This window comes from Enterococcus durans, from assembly GCF_002277935.1.
In the GTDB taxonomy this organism is placed as follows: domain Bacteria; phylum Bacillota; class Bacilli; order Lactobacillales; family Enterococcaceae; genus Enterococcus_B; species Enterococcus_B durans.
The window spans coordinates 1860502-1881940 of sequence record NZ_CP022930.1; the positions used below are offsets into that span (position 1 = coordinate 1860502).

Genomic DNA, 21439 nt, shown 5'->3' on the forward strand with positions numbered 1-21439 from the left:
AAGAGAATTAGGAGAGAAAAGAGCATGGAGTGGACACAAGCATTAATTCCTATCGTTAGTAGCTGTGCAATGACAGTTGCAGCAATGCCGCTATTTATTGGATATTTTCAAATGAAAAAACAAGGACAAGCAATTCGGGAAGAAGGACCTAAATGGCATAATGTCAAAGCCGGAACTCCTACCATGGGTGGTTTAGTGTTCTTGGTTGCAGCTATATTGACAGGGATTTGGGTAGGTGCTTGGCAAGAGCAACTTACTCCTACTCTTTTCATTCTATTATTTGTTTTAGCACTGTATGGCGCGATTGGTTTTTTAGATGACTTTATCAAAATTTTCAGAAAAAGAAATATGGGTCTAAATTCAAAACAAAAACTGATTGGACAAATCGTCGGCGGCATCATTTTCTATGCAGTCTATCGTTCAGAAAATTATGCCGGTACACTGAACTTCTTTGGTATTGAGATTCCTCTTGGGATCATCTACGGAATTTTTGCTATTTTTTGGTTAGTCGGTTTCTCAAACGCTGTGAACTTAACTGATGGTATTGATGGATTAGTGGCAGGGTTAGGTAGTATTTCATTTGCCACTTATGGAATCATTGCTTGGCATCAACAGCAATATGATGTACTGGTCATTTGTTTGAGTGTACTTGGTGGACTCTTGGGATTCTTTGTGTATAACCATAAACCAGCAAAAATCTTTATGGGGGATGTGGGCTCACTTGCCCTAGGTGGATTACTGGCAGCAATCTCAATGATGTTGAATCAAGAATGGACATTATTGTTAGTTGGTTTGATCTATGTAGTGGAAACAGCTAGTGTTATGTTGCAAGTGACATCATTCAAACTAACTGGAAAAAGAATTTTTAAAATGTCTCCGATCCATCATCATTTTGAAATGAGTGGTTGGACAGAGTGGAAGATCGATATTGTTTTTTGGGCAATTAGTCTAGTGACTTCTTTGATTACATTATGGTTCATTTGGTAGGAGATGACAGGAAATGAAAAAAATTTCAACGTATGAAAATAAAAAGGTCCTTGTTTTAGGATTAGCAAAGAGTGGATTTAGTGCGGCCAAATTGTTACATGAATTGGGCGCACTTGTCACTGTAAATGATGGGAAACCTTTTGATGAAAACCCTGAAGCACAAGAATTGCTGTCAATGGGGATAAAAGTGATCACAGGGAGTCATCCAATCGAATTATTGGATGAAGAATTTTCGTTATTAGTCAAAAATCCCGGTATCCCTTATAGTCATCCTTTCGTTTCAAAAGCACAAGAACTGGGTATTCCGGTAATTACGGAAGTAGAATTAGCTTACGAGGTAGCGGAATGTCCGATTATTGGCATCACTGGGACGAATGGTAAAACGACAACTACCACCATGACTGGTTTATTATTGAATGCTGAAAAAAATGATGGCATTGCTCGCTTAGCTGGAAATATTGGTTATCCTGCAAGTAGTGTGGCACAAGAAGCAACTAAAGAAGATAAAATCGTGATGGAATTATCAAGTTTTCAATTGATGGGAATCACTGAATTTCGTCCTCACATTGCTGTGATCACGAATATTTATGAAGCGCATATTGATTATCATGGTACGCGTGATGAATATGTCAAAGCCAAATGGCAACTTCAAAAAAATATGACTGAATCAGACTACTTGATCCTCAACTGGAATCAGTCTGAATTAAGAGAACTAAGCAAAACGACAAAAGCAACTGTTTTACCATTTGCAACAGAACAAGAATTGTCGAAAGGTGCCTATTCATTGAATGGAAGTATCTTCTATGATCAAGAAAAAATCATGGATAGTTCTGAAATGGGTGTGCCAGGCGCTCACAATGTTGAAAATGCATTGGCCGCCATTTCAGTTGCTAAATTGTATGGGGTATCTAATACCGCAATCAAACAAACATTACAGCTTTTCCATGGTGTACCACACCGTACGCAATATGTAGGGGAAGTTCAAGGACGTAAATTTTATAATGACTCAAAAGCCACGAATATTTTAGCGACAAAAATGGCTTTAAGTGGATTTACACCAGAAAACTTAGTATTGATCGCTGGTGGGCTAGATCGAGGGAATTCATTTGATGCATTGATTCCTTCCTTAACAGGTCTTAAAGCATTGATCGTTTTTGGTGAAACAAAAGAGAAATTGATGGAGGCTGGCAAAAAAGCAGGTATTCCTATTATTGAAACAGCGGAAAATGCTGAATCAGCAGTGCCTGTTTCTCTTCGCTTAAGTGGAGAAGGCGATGTGATCTTGTTGTCACCAGCTAACGCTAGTTGGGATCAATACCCTAACTTTGAAATCAGAGGCGAACGCTTTATGGACGCTATCAATAAACTAGAAAATGTAGAAGCGAGCGATAATTAATGAAAATTTTGGTTACAGGTGGAGGAACTGGAGGACATATCTATCCAGCATTAGCCTTCGTCAATTATGTTAAAACACAAGTGCCAAATGCTGAATTTATGTATGTTGGTGCACAAAGAGGGTTGGAGAATAAGATTGTTCCAGAAACAGGGATTCCATTTCGTACCTTAGAGATCCAAGGATTTAAACGAAAAATTTCACTGTACAATGTTAAAACAGTCCAACTATTCTTGAAAAGTATCCGTTCAGCAAAAAAAATTTTAAAAGAATTTCAACCAGATGTTGTGATTGGTACAGGCGGTTATGTTTCAGGAGCCGTCGTCTATGCGGCTGCAAAATCAAATATTCCAACGATCATCCATGAACAAAACAGTGTCCCAGGGATGACGAATAAATTTTTAAGTCGCTACGTGGATCGAATCGCTATTTCCTTTAAGGATGCTCAAGCATTTTTTCCAGAAGAAAAATCTGTGTTAGTGGGCAATCCACGTGCACAAGAAGTAGCGAATATGAATAAGACGGATATCGTCGAATCGTTTGGACTGGACCCCAATAAAAAGACTGTCCTGATCTTTGGTGGAAGCCAAGGAGCGCTAAAAATAAATCAAGCTGTAACAGATTTTTTGACTGATTTTGAAAGTACGGATTATCAAGTGCTTTATGCTTCTGGCGAGCGTTACTATGAAGCAGTGAGAGAAAAAATAAATGCTTCACCAAACGTTAGTGTCCAACCCTATATCTCTAAAATGGCAGAAGTCATGGCTGCGAGTGATTTACTAGTCGGTAGAGCGGGAGCCACTTCCATCGCTGAGCTAACGGCGATCGGTTTGCCAGCAATCTTGATCCCAAGTCCTTATGTGACGAATGATCACCAAACAAAAAATGCCATGAGTTTAGTGCATGCGCATGCAGCTAAGATGATCAAAGATGACGAGTTGACAGGAAAAACATTGAGATATGCAATCGAAGAAATCATGACAAACGACAAGCTGCAACAAAGCATGTCCGAGGCGTCTAAACAACAAGGGATTCCAGATGCCTCAGAACGGCTATATCGATTAGTAGAAGCTGTTATTCAGAAATAAAGGCGGGTGGTCTAAAGTGAGTAAGAAAAAAGAACCAGAAAATTTGCCGAATCAATCTGTTGATGAGAACAATCTAACTCCTTGGCAAAAGGCCAACCGGAAATATTTAGCAGAACATGGTAAAAAAGAAAAAGAAGCAACGAAAAAAGCGGATAATGAAGTTCAACCAGACGAACAAGAAGCGGATACAGAACAAGCAACTGAAAAGGATGTTCCAGAACATGAGCATGACACTCCATCCGAAGATGAAACGGAACAAACAAAAGCGGGTGGCCCTTACAATGGTTCTTTCCTCAATCGATTGCCCAATCTAAAAAATCAGCGAAATAAAGTATTGTATCGGCGCTTGGCTTTGATTATCACGATTCTAGGTATACCATTGATCTTTTTGATTTATTACGTATCTCCATACAGCAAGTTGCAAGCAGTCACTGTATCGGGCAATGAAAATGTCGCTGCCCAGACAGTCATTACGGATACGAAGTTAACGATGGGTACGAATATTTGGAAACAATACTGGCATAAGGCTGACTACATCAACAATTTGAAAGAAGAACAGCCACGGATCGAAAATGCACAAATCAGTTTTAAAACGCTCAATACGTTTACTTTAAAAGTCAAAGAGTACAAAGAAATTGCTTTAGTAACGAAAAACGGGCAGTATTATCCTGTAATGGAAAATGGGACAGTTCTAAGTGAAAAAGTGGCTAATCCCACAAAAAATCTTCCTATCTTAGATGGATTCACGAACAATGAAAAAATCAAATCATTAACAAAGGAATACAACAAACTGTCAGCTGAATTGCAAAAAGCAATTTCTGAAATCAAATATACACCAAGTGATACGAATAAAAACTTGCTCCGATTGAATATGAATGATGGCAACCAAGTCATTGTAAATATCCAAAATCTAGCTAGTCAAATGAAATACTACGCACAAGTAGCAAAAGATATGGATGAAAAAGGTGTGATCGATATGGAAGTCGGTATTTTCTCCTATCCTTATTCAGAAAGCAGTGCAGAAGCAGAACAGACCTCTGGAACAAATTCGATGGAAACAACGACAGAACAAACAAATGGATCCTCTGCGAGTTCCGAACCTTCATCAGAAGAAACAGTACCAAGTGAGTCGGAACAGACAGGGAATACGTCAGGTGGTACAAGTGAAACAAATCAAAATGACGATAATTCAAGTTCGTCTTCTTCGATTTCAACAGAAAATTGATAAAACAACTTTAAAAAGTGAGAATCTACTTTCTAAAAACCAGTAATTTATGGTAGAATTGAAAGCAGTGAATATATCTATTAAAGTATATTTAAAAACGGACGTTAGTTGTTCGCTTGTATATGGAATAGTAAGTAGGAGGGAATCCCATTCATGGCAAAAACAGGAATGTATGTAGGCCTTGATATTGGAACGACATCTGTCAAAGTTGTCGTGGCTGAATATATCGACAGCCAAATGAATATTATTGGAGTAGGAAACGCAAAATCAGAAGGGATTAACCGCGGCATTATCGTTGATATCGATAAAACGGTCCAAGCGATACAACGAGCAGTACGACAAGCAGAAGAAAAAGCAGGAATCCAGATCAAGAGCGTAAGTGTTGGTTTGCCCGCAAACATGCTTGAAGTTGAAAATTGCCAAGGAATGATCGCAGTTAACGGAGATTCAAAAGAAATCACCGACGAAGATGTCCGAAATGTGGCTTCAGCTGCCCTAGTTCGTTCAATTCCTCCTGAACGTCAAATCGTATCAATTTTGCCACAGGACTTTACCGTGGATGGATTCGAAGGAATCAAAGATCCGCGTGGAATGATCGGTGTCAGACTAGAAATGTATGGTCTATTGTTTACTGGACCAAAAACTATTGTTCACAATATTCGTAAATGTGTAGAAAATGCAGGATTGGTCGTAAATGAATTAGTCATTACGCCATTAGCTTTAACAGAAACAATCCTTTCAGATGGAGAAAAAGATTTCGGTACGATTGTTATTGATATGGGTGGGGGCCAAACAACAACGGCTGTTATGCATGATAAACAATTGAAGTTTACCAGTCTAGATCAAGAAGGTGGAGAATTCGTCACCAAAGATATTTCCATTGTATTGAATACTTCATTCAATAATGCCGAAGCGCTAAAAATCAATTACGGTGATGCTTATCCAGAACGGACTTCTGATCAAGAAGAATTTCCAGTTGATGTGATCGGACAATCTGAACCAGTGAAAGTTGATGAACGCTATTTGTCAGAAGTCATCTCTGCACGTATGGAACAGATTTTTAACAAAGCAAAAGCTGCTTTAGATCAAATCGAAGCACTAGAACTACCTGGTGGAGTAGTGCTTACTGGTGGAGCAGCAAGTCTTCCTGGCGTTGTTGATCTAGCCCAAGAAATTTTTGGTGTAAACGTCAAACTATATGTACCAAATCAAATGGGTCTACGTAATCCAGTTTTTACTAATGTGATCAGTATCGTTGATTATTCAGCAAACTTGAGTGAAGTTTACCAATTGGCTAAAATTGCTGTAACTGGGGAAACAACTATTGCTCATCATCCGACTGTTGAACAAGAAGTAACTACTTATGATAGTTATGAGGTTCAAGAAGAAACTGATTATGACGAATCTGAACAAAAGAAATCTGGCGAAAACGTAACGAATAAAATTAAAGGTTTCTTTTCAAATATTTTTGATTAATTCATCCTGGGAGGAATAAAATATGGAATTCTCAATTGATAATAATATCAATGACGGCGCAGTAATCAAAGTCATCGGTGTCGGTGGCGGCGGAGGAAATGCTGTAAACCGAATGATTGAAGAAAATGTAAAAGGCGTAGAATTTATTACTGCCAACACAGATGTACAAGCTTTGAAAAATTCAAAAGCTGAAACTGTCATCCAATTAGGCCCTAAATATACACGTGGGTTAGGTGCAGGTTCACAACCAGAAGTTGGACAAAAAGCTGCTGAAGAAAGTGAACAATCTTTAAGAGAAGCATTAGATGGCGCAGATATGATCTTTATCACAGCCGGAATGGGTGGCGGAACTGGTACAGGTGCTGCACCTATCGTAGCTGGAATCGCTAGAGAATTAGGCGCTTTAACAGTCGGCGTTGTGACACGTCCATTCACTTTTGAAGGACCAAAACGTGGCCGTTTTGCTGCAGAAGGAATTGCACGTTTGAAAGAAAACGTGGATACATTATTGATCATTTCAAACAACCGCTTATTAGAAGTAGTTGATAAAAAGACACCAATGTTAGAAGCGTTCCGTGAAGCGGACAACGTTTTACGCCAAGGTGTTCAAGGTATCTCTGACTTGATCACAGCTCCTGGTTACGTGAACTTGGACTTTGCTGATGTGAAGACAGTAATGGAAAACCAAGGAACTGCTTTGATGGGTATCGGCGTTGCAAGCGGTGAAGATCGTGTAGTTGAAGCAACGAAGAAAGCTATTTCTTCTCCACTATTAGAAACATCAATCGATGGAGCAGAACAAGTCCTATTGAACATCACAGGCGGGTTAGATATGACATTGTTTGAAGCTCAAGATGCTTCTGATATCGTTGCAAATGCAGCTACAGGAGATGTAAACATCATCCTAGGTACTTCGATCAATGAAGAAATGGGCGATGAAATCCGCGTAACGGTTATCGCAACAGGTATCGACGAATCAAAAAAGGAACGCAAGTCTAGTCGTCCAACTAGACAAACATCTATGCAATCATCTACTCAAAAACCAGTATTGGATATGGATCAAGCAAAACCTACTCCAGTAGACGAAGAAAGTAGTTTTGGAGACTGGGACATCCGACGTGAACAAAATGTCCGTCCTAGAGTTGACGAATCTAATTTTGATACTATTGAAAAAAAAGAATTTGATACATTCAATCGTGAAGAAACAAAATCAAATGGTGATGACGAATTGAATACACCACCGTTTTTCCGTCGTAAAAAATAAGGGAGAGGGAGAGCACATGATTGCTGACAACTTGCTAAAAATCGAGCAAGACATTCAGGATTCGTGTGCTCTTGTTCATCGTAATCCGAAAGAAGTTACTTTAGTGGCCGTGACAAAGTCTGTGGACTCTGACAAGGCAGAAGAATTGATTAAAGCGGGAGTAAACAATTGCGCAGAAAATCGCGTAGATAAGTTATTGCAGAAAAAACAAGATTTGCAAAATCATCCTGATATCAAGTGGCATTTAATTGGTAATTTACAGCGCAGAAAGGTAAAATTGATTGTAAATGAAATTGATTACTTTCATGCGTTGGACAGTTTAAGATTAGCAGAAGAGATCCAAAAAAGAGCAGAAAAACAACTTGCTTGTTTTGTAGAAGTGAATGTCTCTGGTGAAGAGTCAAAACAAGGGATATCCCCAGATGAACTTCTTCCTTTTTTAGAATCGTTGGCTTCATTAACTAAGATAAAAGTTGTCGGTTTGATGACAATGGCGCCTAAAGATGCTTCTGCTGACCAAATTCGTAAAGTGTTTGGAACGCTGAAAGAGTTGCGTGATCTTGTTCAGAAGAAAGAACTTCCACATGCACCATGTACAGAATTAAGCATGGGAATGAGTCAAGATTTCCAATTGGCAATCGAAGAAGGTGCTACATTCATTCGTGTAGGGACAGCGTTATTCAAAGACGAGGAGGAACGATAATGCCGCTTTTAAATAGAGGAGCAATTGCTAATTTTTTCGGATTAGCTGATGAAGAAGAGTACGAAGAATACCCTGAAACAACTAATAGAGCTGTAACACAGCCGACTAAGAATAAACCAACACAAGTGCAGATGAGTCAACCCAAAACAACGGTGGTCTCAAAACCACGTGAACAACAAAGGACTACACGTCCTGTGACCCGTGAAACTGCACAACCAGAAACAAAAAAAGTAATTGAATTACATCAATCATCTGCTAAAAATGTCCGTAAAGAAGAAGCTACAAAATCTTCATTTACACCAAAGACAAATTTAGCTGGAAAAATCACGGTCATGGAACCACGTACGTACTCTGAAGCGATGACCATTGCGAAACGGATCATCACTGGAGAAGCCACGTTAGTTAATTTTCATCTTGTGGAAGAAAAACAAGCAAGAAGAATCGTTGATTTTCTAACTGGAACTGTCTATGCACTAGACGGTGATATCAAGCGTGTGGGAGACGAAATCTTCCTATGTACGCCTACAGGTATGGAAATCGATAGTTCAACGGCTCAATCGTTTGCGGACGTGAACATGTTTGACCTATAAGAGGAGGAACTACGATTTATACTATTTTTATGTTACTTAATTTGCTTGGGCGAGCAGCATATTTTTACAGTATCTTGTTGATGGTCTATGCACTGTTATCTTGGTTTCCGGGAGGATACCAATCAGGAATCGGTCGGTTCCTAGCTAAAATATGCGAACCATATATACAGTTATTCGAACGACTTCCTTTACGGATCGGCGGCTTTGATTTCACGATCTTGGCATCGATTCTCATTTTGAATTTAGCGGTACAAGGACTGCAACAAATCGTCCTATGGTTGATGATGGCAGTTTACTGATCAACGAATCAGAGAGAAAAATAGGAGGGGGAAAAATGGACGCAAATGTATATCAGCATTTTCGTGCGGATGAACGTTCTTTCATTGACTCAGTTGGTGATTGGATCGAACAGGTCCAGGGTCAATATGCACCGTATCTTACAGATTTTCTAGATCCAAGACAATCCTATATATTAGAAACGTTGGTTCGACAAGAGACCGAACTACGCTATTCTTTTTATGGGGGATATGAGCAGGCGGAACGAAAGAGATGTTTGATTTTCCCCGAATATTATCAACCTGAAGATGAGGATTTTGAAGTTTCATTATATGAGATTCACTATCCAAGCAAATTTGCCAGTTTGAGTCATGGAAAAATTCTGGGTACATTGGTTGGTACTGGGATCAAACGTTCTTACTTTGGCGATATCATTTCTGACGGGGAACGTTGGCAAGTCTTCATCGCACAAGAAGTAGAACAGTTTGTTGTAACTCAAGTAACAAAAATTGGTAAGGTCGCTGTTCGTTTAGAACCGAAGAAGTATACAGAATTGATTCTGCCCAAAGATAGTTGGACTGAAGAAAGAGGTACTGTTGCTTCATTGAGACTAGACAGTGTCATCTCAGAGATTTATAATATCTCCAGACAACGTTCAAAACAGTTGATTGAGTCAGGTAAAGTAAAGGTGAATTGGACTGAAAACACTCGACCCGACTTTTTACTTGAGTTACTGGATATTGTTTCGATCAGAGGTTTTGGTCGCATCCAAATACAGGGACTTGAGGGGAAAACTAAAAAAGAAAAGTATAGAGTATTGTTTGGTGTATTACGTAAATAAAACAAGAAGGTGGTTTACTCATGGCTTTAACTCCATTAGATATCCAAAATAAAACATTCCCGACAAAAATGCGGGGATATAATCAAGACGAAGTAGATGATTTCTTAGATTTAGTTGTTCGTGATTACGAAGAAGTAACACAAAGAAATCGTGAACTTGAAAAAGCAGTGAAACATTCAGAAGAAAAACTCGAATATTTCAATGAATTAAAAGATGCGTTGAATCAATCGATCATCGTTGCCCAAGATACTGCAGATAAAGTAAAAACTAGCGCAAGCAAAGAATCAGAAGTGATCGTTACTTCTGCACAAAATAAAGCAGATGAATTGGTGGCCACAGCTGAAAAACGTGCGCACCAATTGACGACAGATGCTGAAGAAAAAGCAAGAAAAATCTTGACAGATGCTACTGAAAAAGCAAAACAATTAGCAACTGAAACAGAAGATCTGAAGAAAAAAACACGTGTGTTCCATCAAAGAATCAGCTTGATGTTAGAATCACAATTAGAACAAGTGAAGAGTCCAGAATGGGATGAGATTTTACAACCATTCTCAAGTTATGTCACAGATAGTCATGAAGTAATCAAAGAAGTTTTGGCAAAACAACTTGACAATGAAAATCAAACTGATGTAAACTCAGACACAGGAATCATGGAAGCACCAATCACAGCATTCGATACTCAGGCAATCGATATTTCGATCGTTCCTGGAGATCATGAAGAAGAGTAGAACAGAAAAGCCTCTTGCCATTCTTTAAGCGAGCCGATGATAGTGGAAGATCGGTAAGACACTGCAAGATGAAAGATCCTCTACCTGAATTGTTTCTGAACTAAGAGTAGGAAACAGCGGTTGACCTCGTTATGGGTCTTCGAGAGTTACATCATCATGTAACTGAATTTGGGTGGTACCACGGCATGTTCGTCCCTTGGATGAACATGCTTTTTTGTGTTCTCAAAATTATTAATCAAGGAGTGTAGTGCGTAATGAAAATGAAAGAAACCTTGCAACTAGGTAAAACAAAATTCCCTATGCGTGGGAACTTGCCAAATCGCGAAGCAGATTGGCAAAAAGAATGGGAAGAAAATAAAATCTACCAAAAAAGACAGGAACTAAATGAAGGAAAACCAAGTTTTGTTCTTCATGATGGCCCTCCTTATGCAAATGGAAATATCCATTTAGGTCATTCACTAAATAAAATCAGTAAAGATATTATCATCCGTTCAAAATCAATGTCGGGTTTTCGTGCACCCTATGTTCCTGGTTGGGATACTCACGGCTTGCCGATCGAACAAGTATTAGCCAATAAAGGAATCAAACGTAAAGAAATGTCTAAGGCTGAATATTTGGAAAAATGTCGCGAATACGCACTTTCACAAGTAGACAAACAACGGAATGATTTCAAACGATTGGGTGTCGCAGGTGACTGGTATCATCCATATGTCACTTTAGATCCATCTTATGAAGCTGCCCAGATCAGAGTGTTTGGTAAAATGGCTGAAAAAGGCTATATCTATAAGGGATTGAAACCTATCTATTGGTCACCATCAAGTGAGTCTTCACTTGCTGAAGCTGAAATCGAATATAAAGATGTGAAATCACCTTCTATCTTTGTTGCTTTTAATGTCAAAGATGGAAAAGGGATCGTTGATGAAGATGCTGCTTTTGTGATTTGGACAACAACACCTTGGACATTACCAGCTAACCAAGGGATTGCAGTAAATCCTAGCTATACGTATGTATTAGTGGAAGCTGATGGCCGTAAATTTATAGTTGCAAAAGATTTATTAGAAACTGTCCAATCAGAAATCGGCTGGGAAAATGTAAGTGTCTTAAAAGAGTTTTCAGGTCAAGAGATGGAATATATGACTGCTTGGCATCCATTCTATGATCGTGAATCATTAGTGATCTTAGGTGATCATGTCACTTTAGATGCTGGTTCTGGTCTAGTACACACAGCGCCTGGACATGGGGAAGACGATTATATCGCTGGGAATAAATACAAGTTACCTGTAGTATCACCAGTTGATTCTAAAGGCGTGTTTACAGATGAAGCACCTGGGTTTGAAGGGATCTTTTACGATAAAGTAAATCCAATGGTCACAGATCTATTAAAAGAAAAAGGCGCTTTATTGAAATTAGACTTCTTTACCCATAGCTATCCTCATGATTGGCGTACAAAAAAACCGGTGATCTATCGTGCAACACCTCAATGGTTTGCATCGATTGATGATTTCCGACAAAACATCCTTGATGAAGTCGAAAAAGTGAACTGGATTATTCCATGGGGGAAAACACGTCTTTATAACATGATTCGTGACCGAGGCGACTGGGTTATTTCACGACAACGTGTTTGGGGTGTGCCATTACCAATTTTTTATGCAGAAAATGGGGAAGCAATCATCACACCAGAAACAATTGAACATGTTGCGAATCTATTCGCAGAACATGGATCGATCATTTGGTTTGAAAGAGAAGCAAAAGAGTTACTTCCTGAAGGATTTACACATCCAGGTTCACCGAACGGTCAATTTACGAAAGAAACAGACATCATGGATGTTTGGTTTGACTCAGGTTCATCACATGAAGCAGTTTTACGTCAACGTCCAGAATTGACATTCCCTGCAGATATGTATTTAGAAGGTTCTGACCAATACCGTGGTTGGTTCAATTCAAGTATCACAACGAGTGTAGCAATCAATGGCGTGGCACCATATAAATCAGTTCTTTCACAAGGATTTACTTTAGATGGAGAAGGCCGCAAAATGAGTAAATCACTTGGAAATACGATTTTACCTGAAAAAGTGATCAACCAGTTTGGAGCAGATATTTTGCGTCTTTGGGTAGCAAGTGTCGACTATGAAGCGGATGTCCGCGTTTCAATGGATATCTTGAGCCAAGTTGCAGAAGTTTACCGTAAAATCAGAAATACCATGCGTTTCTTGATCGCGAATACAGAAGATTTTGATCCGAAAAAAGATACAGTTTCTTATGAAGAACTACGCTCTGTTGATAAATATATGACAGTTCGTTTAAATGAAGTTATTAAAGAAATTCGTGAAGAAGGATATGAAAAATATAACTTTATGCATATCTATCGTACAGTGATGAATTTCTTGACAGTAGATCTATCTGCATTCTATCTAGATTTTGCCAAAGATGTGGTTTATATCGAATCAGAAAATGATTATCAACGTCGTTGCATGCAAACTGTTTTCTATCAAACAGCTGTGGCATTGACAAAATTATTGACACCAATCATTCCACATACAACGGAAGAAATTTGGTCATTCTTGAAAGAAGAAGAAGAATATGTGCAATTAAGCGAACTTCCTGCATATGAAACATTTGCTAACCAAGAAGAGTTGATGGATACGTGGGCAGCATTTATGGACTTAAGAGATAAAGTATTGAAAGCTCTTGAAGAAGCACGTAACAGTAAATTGATTGGGAAATCTTTAGAAGCTAAATTAACGATCTATCCAAATCAACAAGTACGTGAATTGCTAACAGCGGTGGACGCAGATATTCCACAATTATTGATTATTTCACCTGATTATTTTGAAGTGAAAAATGATCAAACAGATGTACCTGCAGAAGCTGTGACATTCGATGATGTTTCGATTTTAGTTGAAAAAGCAGATGGAGAAACTTGCGATCGTTGTCGCCAAATCCGTAAAGATGTCGGAGTTGATGAAAAATTACCTCATCTATGCGGACGTTGCGCACATATCGTAGAAGAAAATTATCCAGAAGCAGTTGATGAAGGATTTGAATAACAGTTAAAAGAACAGAAGTGATAAGGTACCAGAAATCCTCAGAATTCATAAAAATCATTTTTCAAATTTTGAGGATTTGGGCTTATTGCTAGAGAATGGGATTCTCGTTCGTTTATAGTGATATAGAGGTCGAGACAAAATTCGCTTAGGTTTGAGAAACTGGATAAAAAAACGAACAATACATTTTTGTATTGCTCGTTTTTTTGGCTCTATACTTTTTGATGTTGGTGAACTTCGCCAACATCTTTTTTGTATAAAAAAATATAGAAAAGACACCCTGAAATCCTTTAGAATTAATTTGGCTACCAATTCATAGGAGGATTCAAGATGTCTCATACTCAGCTTATCAAAGATACCCTAAATATTCTAGACCTAAATATCCATTTCGAGGAAAATTGTTTAACTAAAGAAAAATACAAAGGACAAATTTGCTTGATTTACAAAGGAACTCTTCTGTACAAGCCAGAAGAGTGTCCCCATTGTCTTTGTGTCGTCCCCTCTAGGATCATTCGTTGGGGGACGACAACCGTTCGGTTGTTACTGAATGATGTCTCTGAGTATCGAACTTATTTGGAGTTGAAGAAACAACGCTTTAAATGTAAGTCTTGCCAAAGAACATTCGTAGCGGATACCTCTGTTGCTGAAAAACACTGTTTCATTAGTCAAAAAGTTCGTTGGTCTGTTATTGCTTGCTTAAAAGAGAATACTTCCATGACGGAAATCGCCCGTCAGAAAAATATCTCCACTTCTTCGGTCTATCGTGTCATGAAGCGATTCTACCGCCCATTGAATCCTTTCAAACAGACTTTGCCAAAGGTCTTATGCTTTGATGAATTCAAATCGGTTCGAAGTGTTGCCAGTGCAATGAGTTTTATCATGATGGACGGACAAAGCCATGCATTATTGGATATTGTCGAAAATCGACGCTTGCCTTATTTAGAACGCTATTTTTCTCGGTTTTCATTAGCGACTCGAGAAGCTGTTGAATTCATTGTTATTGATATGTATGCACCTTATGTTTCGTTGGTTAAAAAGCTTTTCCCGAATGCTCAGTTGATCATCGACCGTTTCCACATCATCCAACATATTGGCAGAACTTTCTTGAATCACCGAGTGAAAGAAACCACTGCACGACTTAAAGGATCTTCTCACTCTCAACGAGGACTAGGGAAAAAAATGAAACGTTATTGGAAACTCCTACAAAAAGAAGAAGCAAAGTTAAACTATGAAAAACGGGTTTGGCGTGCCAGTTTTAAAGATTATTTGACTGAAAGTGAGATTGTCGATCGACTGTTAGCTTCTTGTCCCAACTTACGCCAAGGCTATCAGTTATACCAAGACATTCTTTATGCGGTAAAGAAAAGAGATCAGTCACTATTTGAGGATTGTTTAACTAGAGACATTAGCGATCTGCCAGAAACCTATACAACCACTTTACGAACGTTTAAAAAGTTTCTGCCACAGATCCAAAATGCGCTTCACTACAGCTATTCAAACGGACCATTGGAATGTTTAAACAACCACATCAAAGTATTAAAACGCAATGCGTACGGCTTTCGCAGCTTTTACAATTTTAAACTACGGATCATGATTCGTCATGGCAAAACATTTTTAACCAAATAAACAAAACAGAAAGAGGGTTTCTTCTTTCTGTTCTGTCCAAATTATTCTAAGATTTCTCTTTACCAACATCATTTGACAAAGAGCCGTTTTTTTTTTTTGAAATTTTCGAAAAAACTGACTTTTGGACGCCGTTTATTCGAGAGTCTGTAGCAAACCTGTTTTTAGATTTGTCCCACACTCTCGAAACTATTTGAATATTTTTATTGTTTAGCACTTTTTGTACTACAAAATCTTCAGATTACTTAGTCTTATAATTTGCCACGTTCACGGTACCATTCATCTGGTTGCCAGATCCATTCAAAGCCATCTTTTTCAAGTAGTTTGAAGGCTGCTTCAGGACCCATCGTACCTGCTTTATAGTTAGGGAAATCAGGTTTGGTTTGATCCCATGCTTGACGGATGACATCGATGATATGCCAAGATTGTGCGACTTCTTCCCAATGGGAGAAGTTTGTTCCATCACCTTTTAAGGCATCTAATAGTAATTTTTCATAGGCTTCAGGACTATTTTCGACAATTTCAGAACTATTACGATACTCTAATTTGATCGGTTCGGTATTGAACCCTTGACCGACTTCTTTTCCATTCAAGGATAAGGAGAATCCTTCTGTTGGTTGGATATAGATCGTCAATACATTTGGTGGAAGTGTCGTGTCCTCACAAGGTTCATCAACAGATGTTTTGAAGACATTTACGGGCACTTGTTTGAAAACGATATTGATCCTTGTTCCTTTTTCTGTTAGACGTTTTCCTGTACGAACATAGAAAGGCACACCTGACCAACGGAAATTATCGATCGTGAATTTTCCTGCGACAAAGGTTTCAGTTGTTGATGCAGGATCAACTTTGTCTTCTTCACGATAGCTTTTGAACATTTCACCATCAAGTTGTCCCTGATCATATTGGCCACGAACAAAGTTTTCTAGGACCTCTTGTTGATCGTAGATTCGAACAGCTTTCAGTGCTTTGATTTTTTCAGCGCGAATTTCCTTTTCAGAAAATGCGACTGGTGGTTCCATAGCTAATAAAGCAACGACTTGAAGAATATGGTTTTGGACCATATCTTTCAATGCACCACTGTGGTCATAATAGCCTCCGCGGTCCTCGACACCAAGAGCTTCACCAAAAGTGATCTGGATATTATCAATGTAGCGATTGTTCCATTGAGATTCAAAAATATTATTTGCAAAACGGATAGCAGAAATATTTTGGATCATTTCTTTTCCTAAGTAATGGTCGATCCTAAAGATATCTGGTTCTGGAAAGACCTGACGGATCTTTTCATTTAGATCGTAAGCCGATTGGTAATCTGATCCAAAAGGTTTTTCGATGATCAATCGGTTATAGCCATTTTCAGTGACGATTTTTTGAGATTTTAAATGGGCAACGATAGTACCAAAAAATTGTGGAGCCATAGCAAGATAATAGATACGATTGCCATCTAGTTGGTATCGCTCATCTAATTGATCAGCCAATTCTTTTAATGTTGCATAATGAGTTGAATCATTGACATCATGAGATTGGTAGTAGAAATGACTCGCAAATTCCTTTGCTTCTTCGTCGGAAGGATTTAAGGATTGGATTGTCGAAATGACAACTTCGCGGTAATGTTCATCGCTCCAAGGTCTCCGAGCAGTACCGATGACAGCAAAATGTTTTCCTAGATTGCCTTTTTTGTAAAGACGAAACAAAGAGGGATACAATTTACGTTGAGCTAAATCACCTGTACCACCAAATATCGTAAATAAAACATTTTTTTCATTAGACATGTAGGTAAGCTCCTTTATAATTTATCGACAAAAATCGTGCTGGCAGCTTTAAAACTGACAGAAATTTTCTTTTGTGCATTTTGGATGGTGATTGGACCTTCATATGCGGCAACATCAATGATTTCATATTCTTCATCGATATTAAGGTCGATCGTTACAAGATAGTCCAATAATTCTTTTTCGTCAAGGACTCGTGCAATCCGAACGGTTGAACCTACTGGATAAGAATCTAGTGTTTGTCGGCGTTCTTCATGGACCACTTCATCTTTGTGAGGAATATTCCCACCATGTGGACAATGTTTAGGATGATTCAAATAGTCTTCTAAATGATCTGCAAGTTGTTCTGATGTTACATGCTCCAAAACCTCTGCATCATCATGTACTTCATTCCAACTGTATTCTAGATGTTCGACTAAAAAAACTTCCCATAAACGATGTTTGCGAATCAAACTGCTTGCTTTTTTCAAGCCACTCTCGGTCAATTGTACACCTTGATAAGGAGAGTGTTCCACAAGTTGTTCCTTCACAAGTTTTGAAATCATTTCACTGACTGAAGCTGGTGAGACAGCAAGACTAGAAACGATTTGCTTGTTATTTACTTTAGTTGTATCTCCGCCTAACTCCAAAATGATTTTCAAATAATCTTCTCGGTTTGGTGTCATATTCGATCATCCTTTCATGGTATGAAACCATCACTAGTAAGTGTATCAAAAAAAAAGTGAATTGACTATTTTTCTAGACAAAAAAACAGAAATAAACATCGATAAATGTCTATTTCGATAGGAAAAAAACGAAAGTCAAGAAATACCTTCTTGTTCTTTCGTTTAGACTATATGGAAATCAATTTTTAACGCCCGATTTTCTTTATCTGATAAGTAGAATCTGTTGATTCATCGTAAAAAGTCATTTTTTCATAAGAAAGAGTCAAATAATAGCCATAGTGATCTCGAACAATCAGTTGTTGCTCATTCAATTCAATCAGTGTGGTCCCTAATGAGTGATCATTGATGGAAAAATCAAAAGTTGGAGAAACACGCAGTTGTTCGTTTTGTTGGTTATCATCTATGAATGACCAAACACCTTGATACTGTGAAGGATCAAAGCTCTTTTCTTGTTTCTTTTTCTTTTTAATCGCGATACTACCACCTACTAAAGTTGCTAAAAAAGCTGCTGCACCATAGATTATTTTTTTTCGCATCAGACCACCTCTTCTTTTAACGATTAATTAAAGACAACGAATGTCTTACTTTCTTCTATTGTACCGAATAATATCTAAAAATTCTCTAAGACTTTCGACTGGTTTTTCAAGAGTTTTTACTCAAATTATGATAGGATACATAGTAGGAAGAAAGGTGACGATTTTTGAAATACCCACAAGTTGAAACTGCATTTTTTATTGAGCGGCCAAATCGATTTATTGCCTATTGCTTGAATCAAAGAGGTGAGGTCATTACCACCCATGTTAAAAATACAGGAAGAGGAAAAGAGGTTTTTGTTCCTGGTGCAAAAGTTGCAGTAAACTATGCCCCTAGCCCAAAACGTAAGACAGACTATGATCTGGTTGCGGTCCAAAAAAAAGATGAGTGGTTCAATATCGATAGCCAGCTTCCCAACAGATTAGCGATGGAGGGGATCCTTGATGGAACCATCCAATTACCAAACCTATCAGGAAAAATCATCAAATATAAGCGAGAAGTAAATTATCGACATTCAAAGTTTGATATTTATTTAGAAACATCAGCGAATCAGAGAGTATTCGTTGAGGTGAAAGGCATGACACTGGAGAACAAAGAAATCGGCGCATTTCCTGATGCACCAACTCTGCGAGGATTGAAACATGTCGAGGAATTAGTTGAAGCTCATTTAGAAGGCTATGAAACGTATGTGCTTTTCATTGCACAGTTTGAGCATCTTCGAGTAGCTACCATCCATGAAGAGATGCAACCAGAGTTAGCACAGAGGATTCGCTATGCGCAACTGAATGGCGTAACCGTTTTAGCGTATAATTGTCAGGTAACGGCTGATCAAGTCAAGATAAAACAGGAAATACCGTTTGATATCGATCAACCCTTTGAAGACCCTAATCTATAGAAAGAAGGTAACGAACATGATAAATTTAGGAATTATTGGAACCAATTGGATCACACATCAATTTGTTCAAGCTGCACTTGGTACTGGAGAATATGAATTGACAGCGGTCTACTCAAGACATCTAGAAAAAGCACAAGCATTTGGTTCGAAATATGAAGGTGATATTGAGTATGCAACTGATTTAACGACATTCTTTCAATTGGAGCATTTAGATACTGTTTACATCGCTTCACCAAATAGTTTACATTTTCAACAGGCGAAGCAAGGAATTCTAGCTGGTAAGAATGTGATCGTTGAAAAACCAGCATTCAGTACGCCAAAAGAAATGGATGAGATCATTCATTTGGCAAATGAAAAAAAAGTATTCTTCTTTGAAGCTGCACGTAATATCCATGAATCTGGCTTTAAAAAAATTACTGACTACTTACCTTTAAAAGATGAGATATTAGGGGCTAATTTTAGCTATATGAAGTATTCATCACGTTACGATCAAGTGCTTGATGGAGAAGTGCCAAATATTTTCTCTACTCGATTTTCAGGTGGAGCAATGATGGATCTAGGGGTATATCTCGTATATGCAGCAGTTGCTTGGTTCGGTATGCCCACAGAAGTTCATTATTTCCCAAGAAAGATTTCAACAGGCGTTGATGGACTTGGTTGGGGAATATTGCGTTATGAATCGTTTGATGTATCCATCCAACCTGGCAAAATTGGCGATTCTTATCTACCTTCAGAAATCTATTTCGATTCTGGAACATTAGTGATGAATGGGGTCAATGCCATTGAAACAGCAGAATTCCATGATCGACAACATCAAGACATTACTACTTTGGAAATCAAAACCGCAGAAAATCCTATGGCTGATGAAGCAAAAGATTTTGCGAATGTGATCAAGCATCCAACAGATCCAACTTGGGGATTGCTTTATGAAGAATGGATCGAGTTAGCACGCAGTGTCAATCAAGTAGTTTATGATCTAAGAAAAAATGGGGGCATCAAATTTGATGCCGATAATGAGGAAGATTTTTAATGAATGAATTTGTACAAACATTTCCACAAGCATGGCAAGAAAAATGGCAAGAAAAGGCGTTTTTAGAGGCGTCACTGATACAAAAAGCAGTCTTTCAACCACTAAAAGACCAACAAAACGTGATCGGTATTTCTCCGACTGGTTCAGGGAAGACTTTAGCTTATCTGCTTCCCTTACTATTGAATGTTGAAAAGGATCACGGGAGTTCCTTACTGATCTTGGTTTCATCTCAAGAGTTAGCGATCCAAGTAGCAGAAGTCACACGAGAATGGGCTAAAGCGTTAGACCTAAAAGTCCAATCCTTAGTAGGGGGCGCTAACGTTAAACGACAAGTGGAAGGTCTGAAGAAAAGACCTGAGATCCTAGTGGGTACCCCAGGACGAGTCTTAGAACTGATGAAATCAAAAAAAGTCAAAGCACATCAATTGAAAACAATTGTCTTTGATGAAGCTGATCAGTTGCTGGATGAAGGGAATAGTCCTTTAATCGATCAACTACTGCATCAAGCACCTGTTGAGTATCAATTAGCCTTTTTCTCAGCAACAGCCGATCGTTCGTTGAAACAAATCGAAGAATTGACAAAAAAACAAATCGAAGTAATCGATGTTACCAAAGAAGATGATTCAAGAAAGGGGCAAAAACATTACTTTTTGCATGTACCAGCGCGTAAAAAAGATGAATATCTTAGAAGACTAGCGTATGTTGATGGCTTTCAAGGTTTAGTCTTCTTCAATCAGCTAAGTGAGTTAGGCGCTATGGAAGAAAAATTGCTTTTTAGAGGAGTCGCTGTGGGAAGTTTAGCTTCTGACCAAAACAAATTAGTACGAAAAGCAGCACTTGACCAATTCAAAAATAATAAGATCACAGCTTTATTTACAACTGATGTCGCAGCTAGAGGTTTAGACATCAAGGGTCTACCTTATGTTGTGAATGCGGAAGTTCCTCTTACAGAAGAAGCTTACCTGCATCGATCTGGCCGAACAGGACGAATGGGAAGTGAAGGAATAGTCATCACATTTGTTCAAGATCACACTTTGAGAGATTTGAAGAAAATTGCGCGAAAAGCGGATCTATCAATTAAAGAGATTTTTCTTCATGGCGGTCAATTGTTAGAGGAATCGCCCGAAAAAGAAGAAATGAATCGCGAAAATGAACCACACAAAAAAGCTTCCAACTATCCTTTGAAAAAAGAAACAGCAAAAAAAGAGCCAGTGGATGTTGTACGTAAAAAACGTAAAAATAAACAAAAAAAGGATAAAAATAAAGGAGCAAGGCGCAAATAAGCGCCTTTTTGTGTTATGATAAATG

General features: G+C 38.3%; 19 protein-coding genes. 16 read left to right on the forward strand and 3 right to left on the reverse strand.

Annotation, left to right across the window (positions count from 1 at the left end; genetic code table 11):
• The first annotated feature begins 24 nt into the window (after positions 1–24).
• From mraY to CJZ72_RS08920, 13 genes are all read left to right on the forward strand, one after another.
• On the forward strand, positions 25–987 hold the full coding sequence (gene mraY, locus CJZ72_RS08860; protein ID WP_081133891.1) for a phospho-N-acetylmuramoyl-pentapeptide-transferase: 963 nt from the start codon (positions 25–27) through the stop codon (positions 985–987).
• 13 nt (positions 988–1000) lie between these two features.
• Positions 1001–2383: a UDP-N-acetylmuramoyl-L-alanine--D-glutamate ligase gene (gene murD, locus CJZ72_RS08865; protein WP_081133890.1), complete on the forward strand. Its 1383-nt coding sequence runs from the start codon at positions 1001–1003 to the stop codon at positions 2381–2383.
• Entirely contained in the window at positions 2383–3468 is a 1086-nt protein-coding gene (murG, locus tag CJZ72_RS08870; RefSeq protein WP_081133889.1) for an undecaprenyldiphospho-muramoylpentapeptide beta-N-acetylglucosaminyltransferase, read from the forward strand. The genes murD and murG overlap by 1 nt, the downstream gene beginning before the upstream one ends.
• 16 nt (positions 3469–3484) lie before the next feature.
• Positions 3485–4693: a cell division protein FtsQ/DivIB gene (locus tag CJZ72_RS08875; RefSeq protein WP_081133888.1), complete on the forward strand. Its 1209-nt coding sequence runs from the start codon at positions 3485–3487 to the stop codon at positions 4691–4693.
• Positions 4694–4846: 153 nt separating this feature from the next.
• Entirely contained in the window at positions 4847–6169 is a 1323-nt protein-coding gene (gene ftsA, locus CJZ72_RS08880; protein ID WP_081133887.1) for a cell division protein FtsA, read from the forward strand.
• Positions 6170–6191: 22 nt separating this feature from the next.
• Positions 6192–7433 (forward strand): cell division protein FtsZ, encoded by a 1242-nt coding sequence (gene ftsZ, locus CJZ72_RS08885; protein ID WP_095443770.1) that lies wholly within the window; start codon positions 6192–6194, stop codon positions 7431–7433.
• A 16-nt stretch (positions 7434–7449) separates the two neighbouring features.
• Positions 7450–8136 (forward strand): YggS family pyridoxal phosphate-dependent enzyme, encoded by a 687-nt coding sequence (locus tag CJZ72_RS08890; RefSeq protein WP_095443771.1) that lies wholly within the window; start codon positions 7450–7452, stop codon positions 8134–8136.
• Positions 8136–8726: a cell division protein SepF gene (locus tag CJZ72_RS08895; protein ID WP_095443772.1), complete on the forward strand. Its 591-nt coding sequence runs from the start codon at positions 8136–8138 to the stop codon at positions 8724–8726. The genes CJZ72_RS08890 and CJZ72_RS08895 overlap by 1 nt, the downstream gene beginning before the upstream one ends.
• 29 nt (positions 8727–8755) lie before the next feature.
• Positions 8756–9025, forward strand: coding sequence for a YggT family protein (locus CJZ72_RS08900; RefSeq protein WP_005881034.1), 270 nt, complete (start codon positions 8756–8758; stop codon positions 9023–9025).
• A gap of 35 nt (positions 9026–9060) precedes the next feature.
• Positions 9061–9843, forward strand: coding sequence for a YlmH family RNA-binding protein (locus tag CJZ72_RS08905; protein WP_005881032.1), 783 nt, complete (start codon positions 9061–9063; stop codon positions 9841–9843).
• A gap of 20 nt (positions 9844–9863) precedes the next feature.
• Positions 9864–10571 (forward strand): DivIVA domain-containing protein, encoded by a 708-nt coding sequence (locus CJZ72_RS08910; RefSeq protein ID WP_005881030.1) that lies wholly within the window; start codon positions 9864–9866, stop codon positions 10569–10571.
• Positions 10572–10825: 254 nt separating this feature from the next.
• Complete coding sequence (ileS, locus tag CJZ72_RS08915; protein ID WP_095443773.1) at positions 10826–13618, forward strand: isoleucine--tRNA ligase; 2793 nt, start codon at positions 10826–10828, stop codon at positions 13616–13618.
• Between the two features lie 327 nt (positions 13619–13945).
• Positions 13946–15241 (forward strand): ISL3 family transposase, encoded by a 1296-nt coding sequence (locus CJZ72_RS08920; RefSeq protein ID WP_095443774.1) that lies wholly within the window; start codon positions 13946–13948, stop codon positions 15239–15241.
• A gap of 248 nt (positions 15242–15489) precedes the next feature.
• On the opposite strand, the gene zwf is transcribed toward CJZ72_RS08920, so the two are convergent.
• From zwf to CJZ72_RS08935, 3 genes are all read right to left on the reverse strand, one after another.
• Positions 15490–17010 (reverse strand): glucose-6-phosphate dehydrogenase, encoded by a 1521-nt coding sequence (zwf, locus tag CJZ72_RS08925; RefSeq protein ID WP_095443775.1) that lies wholly within the window; start codon positions 17008–17010, stop codon positions 15490–15492.
• 14 nt (positions 17011–17024) lie between these two features.
• Entirely contained in the window at positions 17025–17672 is a 648-nt protein-coding gene (locus CJZ72_RS08930; protein ID WP_005881023.1) for a metal-dependent transcriptional regulator, read from the reverse strand.
• Between the two features lie 185 nt (positions 17673–17857).
• Positions 17858–18208: a DUF4828 domain-containing protein gene (locus CJZ72_RS08935; protein ID WP_226103617.1), complete on the reverse strand. Its 351-nt coding sequence runs from the start codon at positions 18206–18208 to the stop codon at positions 17858–17860.
• Between the two features lie 164 nt (positions 18209–18372).
• On the opposite strand from CJZ72_RS08935, the gene sfsA reads away from it, so the two are divergent.
• The 3 genes from sfsA to CJZ72_RS08950 are packed head-to-tail and all read left to right on the forward strand — an operon-like array spanning position 18373 to position 21414.
• Entirely contained in the window at positions 18373–19101 is a 729-nt protein-coding gene (gene sfsA / locus CJZ72_RS08940) for a DNA/RNA nuclease SfsA (protein WP_053108810.1), read from the forward strand.
• A gap of 16 nt (positions 19102–19117) precedes the next feature.
• On the forward strand, positions 19118–20131 hold the full coding sequence (locus tag CJZ72_RS08945; protein WP_053108811.1) for a Gfo/Idh/MocA family protein: 1014 nt from the start codon (positions 19118–19120) through the stop codon (positions 20129–20131).
• Complete coding sequence (locus CJZ72_RS08950) at positions 20131–21414, forward strand: DEAD/DEAH box helicase (protein WP_081133883.1); 1284 nt, start codon at positions 20131–20133, stop codon at positions 21412–21414. Before CJZ72_RS08945 ends, CJZ72_RS08950 begins: the two co-directional genes overlap by 1 nt.
• The last annotated feature ends 25 nt before the right edge of the window (positions 21415–21439 follow it).

Bases quoted from the DNA above. Each gene is read 5' to 3' on its own strand.
- CJZ72_RS08920 (WP_095443774.1), top strand. From the start codon at position 13,946: ATGTCTCATACTCAGCTTATCAAAGATACCCTAAATATTCTAGACCTA.
- CJZ72_RS08930 (WP_005881023.1), bottom strand. From the start codon at position 17,672: ATGACACCAAACCGAGAAGATTATTTGAAAATCATTTTGGAGTTAGGC.
- CJZ72_RS08905 (WP_005881032.1), top strand. From the start codon at position 9,061: ATGGACGCAAATGTATATCAGCATTTTCGTGCGGATGAACGTTCTTTC.
- CJZ72_RS08935 (WP_226103617.1), bottom strand. From the start codon at position 18,208: ATGCGAAAAAAAATAATCTATGGTGCAGCAGCTTTTTTAGCAACTTTA.
- mraY (WP_081133891.1), top strand. From the start codon at position 25: ATGGAGTGGACACAAGCATTAATTCCTATCGTTAGTAGCTGTGCAATG.
- ileS (WP_095443773.1), top strand. From the start codon at position 10,826: ATGAAAATGAAAGAAACCTTGCAACTAGGTAAAACAAAATTCCCTATG.
- CJZ72_RS08890 (WP_095443771.1), top strand. From the start codon at position 7,450: ATGATTGCTGACAACTTGCTAAAAATCGAGCAAGACATTCAGGATTCG.
- CJZ72_RS08910 (WP_005881030.1), top strand. From the start codon at position 9,864: ATGGCTTTAACTCCATTAGATATCCAAAATAAAACATTCCCGACAAAA.
- murG (WP_081133889.1), top strand. From the start codon at position 2,383: ATGAAAATTTTGGTTACAGGTGGAGGAACTGGAGGACATATCTATCCA.
- zwf (WP_095443775.1), bottom strand. From the start codon at position 17,010: ATGTCTAATGAAAAAAATGTTTTATTTACGATATTTGGTGGTACAGGT.
- CJZ72_RS08895 (WP_095443772.1), top strand. From the start codon at position 8,136: ATGCCGCTTTTAAATAGAGGAGCAATTGCTAATTTTTTCGGATTAGCT.
- ftsA (WP_081133887.1), top strand. From the start codon at position 4,847: ATGGCAAAAACAGGAATGTATGTAGGCCTTGATATTGGAACGACATCT.
- murD (WP_081133890.1), top strand. From the start codon at position 1,001: ATGAAAAAAATTTCAACGTATGAAAATAAAAAGGTCCTTGTTTTAGGA.
- CJZ72_RS08945 (WP_053108811.1), top strand. From the start codon at position 19,118: ATGATAAATTTAGGAATTATTGGAACCAATTGGATCACACATCAATTT.
- CJZ72_RS08950 (WP_081133883.1), top strand. From the start codon at position 20,131: ATGAATGAATTTGTACAAACATTTCCACAAGCATGGCAAGAAAAATGG.
- CJZ72_RS08900 (WP_005881034.1), top strand. From the start codon at position 8,756: ATGTTACTTAATTTGCTTGGGCGAGCAGCATATTTTTACAGTATCTTG.
- ftsZ (WP_095443770.1), top strand. From the start codon at position 6,192: ATGGAATTCTCAATTGATAATAATATCAATGACGGCGCAGTAATCAAA.